Raw genomic sequence first — 11,886 nt, forward strand, 5'->3', positions numbered from 1 at the left:
GGTGCATGAAAATTTAGTGATGTGAAGGAATTGGTCAGTTGGTTAATACTGATGCCTATCAATTTGACTCATCTATTGCAAGGTCAGTGTTGTGCAAGGTGTTTTCAGCATATTTACTGGACACACAAGCAATAGTTAAAGTGCTTGAAAGCACGTCAGGCTGAGTATTTACGAACACTGGAGCAGTAAGTTAATATCATCACAGTAATAAAGTCTAGTGGTACAAAAACCAAGTTTTGTATTAGGTAAGCCACTTTCTGCTGAGGTGCGTCTTCTGGAGGTATTTTGACATCTGCTCCCCTACCGCATAATGAATCAGAGCGCATAGAAGCACTACGTCGCTACAAGATCCTTGATACGCCCCCAGAAGAATCATTTGATCGCATCACAGCCTTGGCAGCACGATTGTTCAATGTACCTGTTGCCTTAGTTTCCTTTGTAGATGAGTTTCGTGCTTGGTTTAAATCTTCCTATGGCTTTGATTCACAGCAGATTTCTCGCCAAGATACGATTTGTAGTATCGCTGTCTTATCTAATGAAGTTTTTGTAGTTCCAGACACTAGAGAAGATCCGCGATTTGCTTGCAAAGATTTTGCCTTATGCGAAGAAACAGGAATTCGCTTTTATGCAGGTGCTCCGCTCATAACCAATGATGGCTTTAATCTAGGCACAATCTGTTTAGTTGATCGCAAGCCACGTCACGATTTTAATCTGCAACAGCAAGCAACCCTTGCTGACCTAGCTGCGATTGTTGTTGATGAATTAGAGTTGCGCTTTGCTGCCCATAAAGTCTCTCAAATGGATACTGCCTTGTTAGAAGTGACTGAGGGAGTTTCGGCTGCAACAGGGGAAGCATTTTTTGCTTCACTAGTTAAACATTTAACTCAAGCATTAGGAGTAGAGTATGCATTTGTTGGTGAATTAGTCGAGCAAGAGGAGAAACAGACAATCAGGACGATCGCTATCTACGCTCAAAATGAAATTACCGACAATATTGAGTATTCTTTGCTCAATACACCTTGCCAACACGTCATTCAACTCAAAAAGCCCTGCTGCTATCCACGTAATATTCAAGCAGAGTTTCCTGATAATTATTTACTAGCACAGATGAAGGTTGACAGCTATTTTGCGACTCCGCTGTTAGATTCTGCTGGCAGAGTGCTAGGATTGCTGGGAATTATGGCTTGCAAACCGCTAGAAAACATTTATTTAGCACAACCGCTTTTGACTATCTTTGCAACACGCGCAACCGCAGAATTAGAGCGCACCCACCTACTCAACCGCGAACGACACCATACCAGACAATTACATGGATTAACTGAGGCAGCACTTGCAATCAACTCAGCACTTTCGGTGGAAGAAGTGCTACAAGTGATTACAGAACAGGCACGTAGTATTATCGGCGCGCATCAGTCGGTTACAAGCATGAGTGTGAATCAAAACTGGCCACAGGCAATTAATGCTGTTTCGCTTTCTCAAAAGTACGCACAGTGGCGCAGTTATGATCAGAAACCGGATGGCTCAGGAATTTATGCGTGTGTTTGTCATATAAATCGTCCCATGCGAATGACGCAAGCTGAACTAGAAGTACATCCTCGCTGGCAAGGATTTGGAAGACACGCGGCGGAACATCCGCCGATGCGAGGTTGGCTAGCAGCACCACTAACTGGACGCGATGGATATAACATTGGCTTAATTCAGTTGTCTGATAAGTATATTGGCGAGTTTACTCAAGAAGATGAAGCAATTATTGTGCAGTTAGCTCAGATGGCGTCGGTAGCTGTTGAAAATGCTAGGTTATACGCAGCTGAACAACAAGCACGTACCCAAGCGGAAACGGCAAATCGGCTCAAAGATGAATTTCTTGCGGTACTTTCTCACGAATTGCGATCGCCACTTAATCCAATCTTAGGTTGGTCAAAGCTATTGTTAACACATAATTTCGACGCCACAAAAACTCACTATGCATTGGAAACCATTGAACGCAACGCCAAGTTACAGTCACAACTGATCGAAGACTTACTCGATGTATCGCGGATTCTCCGTGGTAAACTTAGCTTAAATATCACTTCTGTAGACCTTGCTACTGTAATTACAGCTGCGATTGAAACAGTACGCCTAGCAGCAGAAGCTAAAGCAATTGAGCTAATCATAGATTTTGAATTGATCCAAGTATGGGGAGATGCGAATCGCTTGCAGCAAGTTGTTTGGAACCTGCTTTCAAATGCTGTGAAGTTTACGCCTGTAGGTGGACGAGTAGAGGTTAAGTTGGACGGTGTGTTCTCAGATTTGAATTCTGAGTCAGATGCCGAATATTTAATTCAAAACTCTTTACGAGATCCAAATCAAAGTTTTGCTCGAATTTGCGTCAGTGATACTGGTAGAGGCATTGATCCTGAGTTCTTACCTTTTGTATTTGATTATTTTCGCCAAGCAGATAGCACAACAACAAGATCTTTTGGCGGTTTAGGACTAGGACTAGCGATCGTGCGTTACTTGGTAGAGCTACACGGAGGCACAGTCCAGGCAGAAAGTCAAGGGGCAGGACAAGGGGCAATCTTTAAAGTCATACTTCCTTTGGGTTCTGTCGCCACGCCAAGCTGCGAGCAGCAGACAAGCGATGAAGATATGCCAACGCTGCAAGGAATTAAGGTACTCGTTGTTGATGATGAAGAAGACACTCGTGATTTGATTGTCTTTGTCCTTGAAGAGTATGGAGCTACCGTGTGCGCTGTTGCTTCTGCTACAGAAGCTATTGAGATATTTACGCAGAAGCAAACTGATATTCTCTTAAGTGATATTGGAATGCCCGAAATGGATGGTTATACATTAATTCGGACACTGCGATCGCTTCCTCAAGCAGAAGGTAGTGAGATTGCAGCGATCGCACTGACTGCGTATGCTGGTGAAACGAACCATCAACAAATCCTTGCAGCTGGCTTTCAAAAACACCTTGCTAAGCCCGTCGAACCAGAAGAGTTAGTTAAAGCGATCGCCCAACTTGTGAAGTAGCTATTAACGACTTAATCCCACAAGCGCCGTCCTTCACGTCCGTTGAGTCTATTGTGAGAGTCTTGTAATAAGGTAGGAATATCAAGCTGTTCTGGACAACGTGGCAAACAATCTCCGCACTCAGTACAACGGTTTGCTTTCATTCCAGGAAACCAGTGTCCGGCATTTTCAAACATTCCATAACGATATTTGCCGTATTCAACCATATCGTAAGCAATAGCAAGATTACGCAGGCGCAAAACCTCAGGAATGTGAATCGTCTCAGGACAAGGTAAACATTCATAGCATTGGCTACAGCGATCGCTGCCTAAAGCATCTTTTTGAGTCTCCAAACGCTGTAATACAGCAATTTCTTCTGGTGTTAAAGCCTCTGTGCGATCGCTCACGCTTAAAGGTGCTGTCAGTTCTGTTGCGCTTGCTGCGCCTACACTTAAAGTGGTGATGCGAGGATCTTGAAGTAAAAAGCGATAGTTTAACTCTAGCGGGGAAAAAGGTTGACACAACGCTTGTAATTTTGGGGATGGTGTGTACAGTAGTCCCCCTTTATCAGCTGGTGAAATAATAAAAACTCCCATGTCTTTTTGCGCTGCAAGTGCGATCGCCGCTGCGTTGCGCTGAAAAAAATAGTAATAATGCAGATTGACAAATTCAAACAAATCTGTACTAACTACCGCTAAAACAATCTCTAACGGTGCATGGGTAGAAAAGCCAACATGACGTACTCTACCATCGGCAATAGCCTGATGGACTGCTGGCATACAACCTGAAATGAATTTGAGATGTTCCCAAGTATTGATGCCATGAAGTGCAAGACAATCTAAATAATCTAACCCTAAACGTGCGAGTGATTCATCTATAGCTCGCTGCATACTGTCTGCATCAAGTGTTGGGGCAATTTTAGTGGTAATGTGTAATTGCGATCGCGTTTTTGGTAATCCAGCTTTAATTGCTGCACCTAGATACTGCTCACTTTTTCCGTAACCTCTGGCAGTTTCTAAGTGATTAACACCTTGCAACACTGCTTGATATACTGTTTGTCTTGCGTTTTCCTCAGAAGCCACATAGCGCATCGTTCCCAAGGAGAACACAGATAAATTTAGGTTTGTTTTGCCAAAGCGGCGATAGCGCATTTTAACCAAGGAGTTAGGGGCGAGGGGTGAGGGGTGAGTAATTAGTGGCTAGTGGCTAGTGGGAGAGTGGGAGCGTTGTAGAGTTGGCAAGTGGGCGAGATTGAGAAATTTAATTGCTTTTTCCCTCATACCCTCATACCCTCCTACCCAACTACGCAACTACCCGCTACTCCTCTGCTTTTTTCTAACTTTCGCCCATAAAGCCTCCTCCCTTAATTAAATCTTCGGGGCGGAGATTGGCAAGGAATTCACGGAAAGCTTCTTGTTCAGCTTCATCCGCGTCGCGATCAACTGGAATCGAGGCATCAGCCACAACTTCTTCCATCACCCAAATAGGGCTATTAGTGCGAAGCGCGATCGCGATCGCATCACTTGGACGGGCATCGATCTCTTTTTTGACCTCACCCTGGCGAACTGTCAGCACTGCATAAAAGGTACCATCTTGAATTGCATTAATCACAATCCGCTCTAAAGTCATGCCCCACGCTTCCAAAATATTAGTGATTAAATCATGCGTTAGAGGACGTGGAGGCTTTTGATTTTCCAATGCACCAATAATTGCTTTTGCCTGATCTTGGTTGATGTAAATTGGTAAAGCACGGCGCTCTTGACCATCTTTCAAAAGCACGATGGGGCTGCGGTTTACGGCATCTATTGCAATGCCAGCGACTCTCATTTCAATCATTGGCGTAGCCTCTAGAATCCTTGGTCATAGCAGTCAGAAGGAAACACATAAATGTCTATCTATATACTTCTATTTTTGGCTGCCACAGCACTAATTGCCCTACTTATAGAGAAATTAGGTAGCAATACTCTGCTAAGTCATACCAACATGGATAAGTTAAAAATGTACTTATCCCAAGTATGCCCTGATATTGATGTAGATAGATTAAACTAACTTTGACAATATATAAGTGAGGTAAAGTGACAGAAAAGCAGTGAGTGAGTAAACACAAGATAATTTCTAACTGCTACCCATTCCTAACCCTTAAGTTATGTTCATTTTCGCTCACGTTCTAAGCAGCTTGTCAAAATTTATACTTGCTTCATCCATATTCGTTACAATTAACATTTTTTTATAAAAACTATGTTTACAGGGTTAATTCAAGCTTTAGGAACAATGCGACCATTGGGAGGCGATCGCTTTTCAATTACTTGTCGCAACAGTAGTGACGCTATTCTACAGGATCTTGCTGCGGGTGATAGTGTTGCTGTAGATGGCGTGTGTTTGACTGTTACAGACGTATTACCGCAAGGTTTCGTCGCAACTGCGTCTCCAGAAACACTGCGACGCACAACTATTGGTCAACAATTTGATCGCCTTGTCAATCTCGAAACAGCATTACGTGTTGGGAGCAAATTAGGCGGACATTTTGTCATGGGTCATGTTGATGGTGTAGGGTGTTTGCAAACTGTTGAGCAAACTGCGACTTCGTGGGAAATGGCATTTACTGCACCGGATGCGATCGCCCGTTATATTGTACCTAAAGGGAGTATTGCTGTTAACGGTGTTAGCTTAACAATTGCGGACTGGAATCCAGCAATCAATTTATTTAAGGTGGCGGTAATTCCACTGTCTTATGCTGAAACTAACTTGCAATATCTCCACATTGGGGATTGGGTAAATTTAGAAGCAGATATTTTAGGCAAATACGTGGAGAAGTTAATTCAATCTGGGACTCATCGTGGTGTAGATGCTGCGCTTGATGCTGTAACACCTGCCTTTCTAGCAGAAAATGGTTATTTGTAGATTGGGTAATGGGTAATGGGTAATAGGTAATAGATCATTCTTGCCAATGACCAATGACCAGTTACCAATTACCAACTTAGTTTCTGTCTGCGGCACACTAGAGAAAATAAACATCATAATTTAACTTATGCAGACACTGGAAAAAACCCATCCCAAACTACAAGAACTAAAAACCCGTTTAAGTGAAATCAATGACCTTGAATCAGCTGCATCACTGCTTTACTGGGATCAAGCAACATATATGCCACCTGGAGGTGCAGCTGCGCGGGGGCGTCAACTTGCAACACTAAGACAGATTGCCCATACAAAATTTATTGACCCTACAATTGGGCAACTTCTGGAAGATTTAAGCTCGTATGAATCAAGTTTACCAGAGGATTCAGATGAAGCAAGCTTAATTCGTGTAACTCGCCGCGATTACGAACGCGCCATCAAAATTCCTGCTGACTTTACCGCAAGATTTTCTCAACATTCTACGGAAACTTATGAAGTGTGGGCAAAAGCGCGGAGTGCAAATGATTTTGCTACTATTCATCCCTATCTAGAAAAAACGCTAGAACTCAGTCGGGAACTGGCTAATTTCTTTCCTGGCTACGAACATATTGCCGATCCTCTCATTGAGGAAGCCGATTATGGTATGAAAGCAACGAGTGTTAGGCATCTTTTTGCCCAACTACGCCAGCAACTTGTCCCAATTGTGGAAGCTATTTCCGCGCAATCTGCTACTGATGCTTCGTGTTTGCATCAGCATTTTCCTGAAGCTGAACAGATCGCATTTAGCTTGAAGGTGATTGAAAAACTCGGTTACGACTTTCAACGTGGGCGACAAGATAAAACGTTGCATCCGTTCATGACGAAGTTCTCCACTGGAGATGTGCGAATTACGACGCGGATTCGTGAAAATGACTTGAATGAAGGACTATTTAGTACAATTCATGAAACGGGTCATGCCTTATACGAGCAAGGGGTGAATCGTGATTTTGAAGCCACTCCTTTAGCGGGTGGAACTTCTTCGGGAGTGCATGAAAGTCAATCGCGGTTATGGGAAAACATGGTGGGGCGTAGCCGTCATTTTTGGCGGTTTTTCTATCCACAACTACAATCGCAGTTTCCTACTCAAATGCGTGATGTTCCCTTAGAGACATTTTATCGGGCGATTAATAAGGTAGAGCGATCGCTCATTCGCACTGATGCGGATGAAGTTACATATAATCTTCATGTGATGATTCGCTTTGACCTAGAGTTACAACTCCTCGAAGGAACTTTAACAGTACGCGATTTACCTGAGGCTTGGAATGAGCGCTATCGTAGTGACTTAGGTATTGTGCCTCCTAATGATAGCAATGGCGTTTTACAAGATGTCCATTGGTACGGTGGCATGATTGGAGGAATGTTTCAAGGTTACACGCTGGGTAACTTGATGAGTGCACAATTTTTCCAAGCCGCTTTACAAAATCATCCTCAAATTTCTACCGAAATTGAGCAAGGTAATTTTGATACATTGCATAATTGGTTGAAAGCAAATATTTATCTACATGGACGTAAGTATACTGCAGCAGAAATTGTAGAACGTGCAACAGGAAAAGTGTTAAGTATTGAACCGTTTATTCTTTATATACGCCGTAAATTCGGTGAATTGTACTCTTTGTAACAAGTCTTGCCGTACCAGTCACATTACAGTGGAATGTAGGCGAAATCTGATTAAGTTATTTCGCCTATTTTCTGAATTAATACTAAAAAATAATGTTATACAAAGTAGCTTATGTTACTCAGTACCGCGAATAGTATCAGTTGCAAAAGTAAAAATTGAGAGAAACATTTGTACTACTAAAAAGTCTCATTGATTGTGGGTTGTAGAGGGGCAGGCGATCGCATTACTTTCCAAGTTTGGATAAGAAACAAGCTGAAAATTTTTTCATTTAGTTGCTATAAAGGTAATGTTTCAATGTAGGGAATGCTCATGTCGGAGTTAATCCAAGCTGTTATCAATAGTGAAGAGAAAAGCGATCTACGCTCGTTTATTAGTGAAATTCGCCATCAGGAAAAGCGTTATTTATTACGTAACGATATTCTGAGTGCCTATGCAGAATATTGCGAGAAGCATCAAAAATCAGGAGACTTTATTCAGTCTTCCAACTTGAGCAAATTAATCTACTATACTCAAGAAATTCTACAAGAAGATGGTAATCTGTGCTTGATCATTCGCCCAAAAATTGCAAGTCAAGAAGTTTATCGGTTAACTGACGATCTTAACGCTGAGGAACTAACAGTACAAGAACTGTTGGATGTACGCGATCGCTTTGTAAATCGTTACCATCCTAATGAAGGCGATATTTTAGAACTGGATTTTCAGCCGTTTTACGATTACTCCCCTGCAATTCGCGACCCCAAAAATATTGGTAAAGGCGTACAATATCTTAACCGTTATTTATCAAGTAAACTTTTCCAAGATCCACGACAATGGCTAGAGAGTTTGTTTGACTTTCTGCGCTTGCATCAGTATGAAGGTAGTCAACTACTGATCAACGGGCAAATTCAATCACAGCAACAACTTTCAGATCAGATCAAAAAAGCATTGACCTATGTTGGTAAACTAGATAGCGAAGAACCCTACGAGAAATTTCGCTATGCATTGCAACCAATGGGCTTTGAACCTGGTTGGGGGAATACTGCAGGTCGAGTTGCAGAAACTTTAGAAATCCTCGATGAATTGATTGACTCTCCAGACCACCAAACACTGGAAGCTTTCATTTCTCGTATTCCTATGGTGTTTAAGATCGTGTTGGTGTCCGCCCACGGTTGGTTTGGTCAAGAGGGAGTTTTAGGAAGACCTGACACTGGTGGTCAAGTTGTTTATGTCCTTGACCAAGCAAGAAGTTTAGAAAAACAGTTACAAGAAGATACGACACTTGCTGGATTAGATGTTCTCAACGTCCAGCCAAAAGTGATTATCCTCAGCCGATTGATTCCAAATAGCGATGGAACTTTGTGTAACCAGCGTCTAGAAAAAGTCTATGGCACAGAGAATGCTTGGATTTTGCGCGTACCGTTACGCGAATTCAATCCTAAAATGACACAAAACTGGATTTCGCGCTTTGAGTTTTGGCCTTATTTAGAAACCTTCGCGATTGATTCTGAAAAAGAACTGCGATCCGAGTTACGCGGTAATCCAGATTTAATTATTGGTAACTACACCGATGGCAATCTGGTAGCATTTTTACTTGCTCGCCGAATGAAGGTAACGCAGTGTAATATTGCTCATGCCTTAGAGAAGTCGAAGTATTTGTTTAGTAACTTGTACTGGCAAGACTTAGAAGATAAATACCATTTTTCCCTACAGTTCACCGCTGATTTGATCGCAATGAACGCGGCTAATTTTATCATCAGCAGCACGTATCAAGAAATTGTCGGGACACCTGATAGTGTGGGACAGTACGAGTCATACAAATGTTTTACAATGCCAGAGTTGTATCACGTTGTCAGTGGCATTGAGTTATTTAGTCCCAAGTTCAACGTAGTACCTCCTGGAGTTAACGAGACATACTATTTCCCGTACTCGCGTTGGGACGATCGCACTGAAAGCGATCGCAACCGCATGGAAGATTTGCTGTTTACCCAAGAAGATCCCAGTCAAATCTTCGGTAAACTTGACGATCCTACCAAGCGCCCCATTTTTTCGATGGCGCGTCTCGACCGCATTAAAAACCTCACTGGTTTAGCAGAATGCTTCGGTAAGAGTCCAGAATTACAAGAACGCTGTAACTTAATCTTAGTTGCAGGTAAGTTGCGTGTAGAAGAATCGGGCGACAACGAAGAACGTGACGAAATTGAGAAGCTTTACGGAATCATTGACCAATACAATCTACATGGTAAGTTTCGTTGGTTAGGAGTAAGGCTTTCTAAAACTGACTCTGGTGAAATTTATCGCGTGATTGCCGATCATCAAGGAATTTTTGTTCAACCAGCTTTGTTTGAAGCGTTTGGTTTGACGATTCTAGAAGCAATGATTTCGGGATTACCAACGTTTGCAACGCAGTTTGGCGGTCCTTTGGAAATTATTCACGATAAAGTGAATGGTTTTTACATCAACCCCACACATTTAGAGGAAACTGCAGAGAAAATCCTTGATTTTGTCAGTAAGTGTGAACAAAACCCTAACTATTGGTACGAAATTTCTACACGAGCAATGGATCGAGTTTACAGTACCTACACCTGGAAAATTCACACAACAAGGTTGCTATCTCTAGCAAGAATCTACGGTTTCTGGAACTTTACTTCTAAGGAAAACCGCGAAGATTTACTGCGTTACCTTGAGGCACTATTCTATCTGATTTACAAGCCTAGAGCGCAACAACTGCTAGATCAGCATATGTATCGTTAGAGAGTGACTAGTAGTTAGTGGCTAGTGAAGGAGTGGGAGAGTAGGAGTGTGGGAGAGATTTGATGATTATTGCTCTTTACTACCCTCCTACCCTCGTACCCTCTGCGTCTCTTATCTCTATCCAATTCCGTCGATGATGGGGTGGAAGTAGAAAGCGAGTCCCAGTACTGTGTAGGTTGCAAGGAGTAATGTACCTTCTAGCCAATTAGAACGACCGTCAGAACTGATGGAATTGGCAATAAGAACTGATACAGCAACAGCGACAAGTTCAAATGGGTTGAAGTCTAAATCCATTGGTTGACCGAACAACCAGCCAACTAACACTAACACTGGGGCGACAAACAGTGCTATTTGCAAACTTGACCCGACAGCAACAGAAAGTGATAGATCCATTTTGTTTTTCATTGCTACGGTAACTGCGGTAGCGTGTTCTGCGGCGTTACCGATGATTGGAACGAGGATGACCCCTGTAAAAAGTGCAGTTAGTCCGAGTTGTGATGTAGCAACTTCAAGAGAATCTACTAAAAATTCTGATTCGATTGCAACTAAGACTGTTGCTGCAAACAAAACGCCAACCCATAACCACAAGTTGGGCTTCTCAATATGTGCTTCTGATTCGATTTCTGCAACACCCACATCGTAGAGATAGGAATGCGTTTTCATGGAAAAAATCAATGTGAGTGCATATACTAGCATCAACACTATAGCTACTGCGATTGAAAGATTTTGGATAGTGGTTTCGGTAATTCCACTTGAGGTAATGTCAACTGCGGTTGGTACCAAAATGGCAATAACAGCTAAGTTCATCGACGCTGCGTTGACTCGCGCTATGACGGGTTGAAATTCTTGTTCTTTGTGGCGCAAACCTCCAAGTAGCATCGAAAGCCCCATGACTAGCAGTAAATTGCCAATAATTGAACCTGTAATACTTGCCTTAACAATATCAACAAGACCTGATCTCAAAGCAATCAACGCAATGATTAGTTCAGTTGCGTTACCAAATGTGGCATTGAGTAATCCTCCTAGAATTGGTCCTACCACCACAGCAATTTCTTCAGTAGCAGTACCCATCCACGCGGCTAATGGCAAAATTGCGAGTCCAGAGATGATAAAAACTGCTAACTCACCCCATTCTAAAAAGTGTGCGGCAAAAGAAATTGGCACAAATAGCAGCAGAACTGAAAACAGAATATTTTTAACTGACATTTTCAACTTTGAGCAAGGGTAATCGTTACAGACAGTCAACGCGCGATCGCTGTAACTCGACTCTAGGATACTCGCTTCTTTGAGGAATCAGGGATGGGCAAGAAGATCAAGGGGGGTTCAGGTGCAGAGGAGAAGTCCAAAATGATTTGAGATAAACTTTGAGAGGAACACTGACTTTTACTCTTAGCTTGACAGATATCTCTAGTTCCTGAACTCTGACCCCTGCTCTACCTGTTAAGTTTTTATGTCTGTTGTAACCAAATATAAAGGTTTATTTAGCAAGGCAAAGTCTGATTGTTAAAACATTAAGAAAGTTTTAAATTCAGGCAATTTCTAGGGTTTAATGGTGATTGTAGAGGTTTGTTGCGGATTTAGACCTCTGGAGTGAGGCAATACTCTTGTCTAGG

The 11,886-nt window shown here is 42.4% G+C and carries 7 protein-coding genes; 4 read left to right on the forward strand and 3 right to left on the reverse strand.

Annotated features, from left to right (window positions below; genetic code table 11):
• Positions 1-285 precede the first annotated feature (285 nt).
• Complete coding sequence (locus tag CSQ79_RS19675; RefSeq protein ID WP_289501338.1) at positions 286-3,012, forward strand: GAF domain-containing protein; 2,727 nt, start codon at positions 286-288, stop codon at positions 3,010-3,012.
• Positions 3,013-3,023: 11 nt separating this feature from the next.
• Here CSQ79_RS19675 and CSQ79_RS19680 read toward each other — a convergent pair whose 3' ends face one another.
• Together CSQ79_RS19680 and CSQ79_RS19685 are read right to left on the reverse strand one after the other, a co-directional pair.
• Positions 3,024-4,142: an aldo/keto reductase gene (locus CSQ79_RS19680; RefSeq protein WP_099702858.1), complete on the reverse strand. Its 1,119-nt coding sequence runs from the start codon at positions 4,140-4,142 to the stop codon at positions 3,024-3,026.
• Positions 4,143-4,326: 184 nt separating this feature from the next.
• Positions 4,327-4,827, reverse strand: coding sequence for a bifunctional nuclease family protein (locus CSQ79_RS19685; protein WP_099702859.1), 501 nt, complete (start codon positions 4,825-4,827; stop codon positions 4,327-4,329).
• Between the two features lie 402 nt (positions 4,828-5,229).
• Here CSQ79_RS19685 and CSQ79_RS19690 point away from each other — a divergent pair, with 402 nt between their 5' ends.
• From CSQ79_RS19690 to CSQ79_RS19700, 3 genes are all read left to right on the forward strand, one after another.
• Positions 5,230-5,892 (forward strand): riboflavin synthase, encoded by a 663-nt coding sequence (locus tag CSQ79_RS19690; RefSeq protein WP_099702860.1) that lies wholly within the window; start codon positions 5,230-5,232, stop codon positions 5,890-5,892.
• 127 nt (positions 5,893-6,019) lie between these two features.
• On the forward strand, positions 6,020-7,543 hold the full coding sequence (locus tag CSQ79_RS19695; protein ID WP_099702861.1) for a carboxypeptidase M32: 1,524 nt from the start codon (positions 6,020-6,022) through the stop codon (positions 7,541-7,543).
• A 309-nt stretch (positions 7,544-7,852) separates the two neighbouring features.
• Complete coding sequence (locus CSQ79_RS19700; RefSeq protein WP_099702862.1) at positions 7,853-10,273, forward strand: sucrose synthase; 2,421 nt, start codon at positions 7,853-7,855, stop codon at positions 10,271-10,273.
• Positions 10,274-10,390: 117 nt separating this feature from the next.
• On the opposite strand, the gene cax is transcribed toward CSQ79_RS19700, so the two are convergent.
• Positions 10,391-11,479 carry a calcium/proton exchanger gene (gene cax, locus CSQ79_RS19705; RefSeq protein ID WP_099702863.1) on the reverse strand — a complete coding sequence of 363 codons (1,089 nt, stop codon included), beginning with the start codon at positions 11,477-11,479 and terminating at the stop codon, positions 10,391-10,393.
• Positions 11,480-11,886: the final 407 nt, after the last annotated feature.

It is taken from the genome of Gloeocapsopsis sp. IPPAS B-1203, from assembly GCF_002749975.1.
Classification (GTDB): domain Bacteria; phylum Cyanobacteriota; class Cyanobacteriia; order Cyanobacteriales; family Chroococcidiopsidaceae; genus Gloeocapsopsis.

Bases quoted from the DNA above. Each gene is read 5' to 3' on its own strand.
- CSQ79_RS19680 (WP_099702858.1), bottom strand. From the start codon at position 4,142: ATGCGCTATCGCCGCTTTGGCAAAACAAACCTAAATTTATCTGTGTTC.
- CSQ79_RS19685 (WP_099702859.1), bottom strand. From the start codon at position 4,827: ATGATTGAAATGAGAGTCGCTGGCATTGCAATAGATGCCGTAAACCGC.
- CSQ79_RS19690 (WP_099702860.1), top strand. From the start codon at position 5,230: ATGTTTACAGGGTTAATTCAAGCTTTAGGAACAATGCGACCATTGGGA.
- CSQ79_RS19695 (WP_099702861.1), top strand. From the start codon at position 6,020: ATGCAGACACTGGAAAAAACCCATCCCAAACTACAAGAACTAAAAACC.
- CSQ79_RS19700 (WP_099702862.1), top strand. From the start codon at position 7,853: ATGTCGGAGTTAATCCAAGCTGTTATCAATAGTGAAGAGAAAAGCGAT.
- cax (WP_099702863.1), bottom strand. From the start codon at position 11,479: ATGTCAGTTAAAAATATTCTGTTTTCAGTTCTGCTGCTATTTGTGCCA.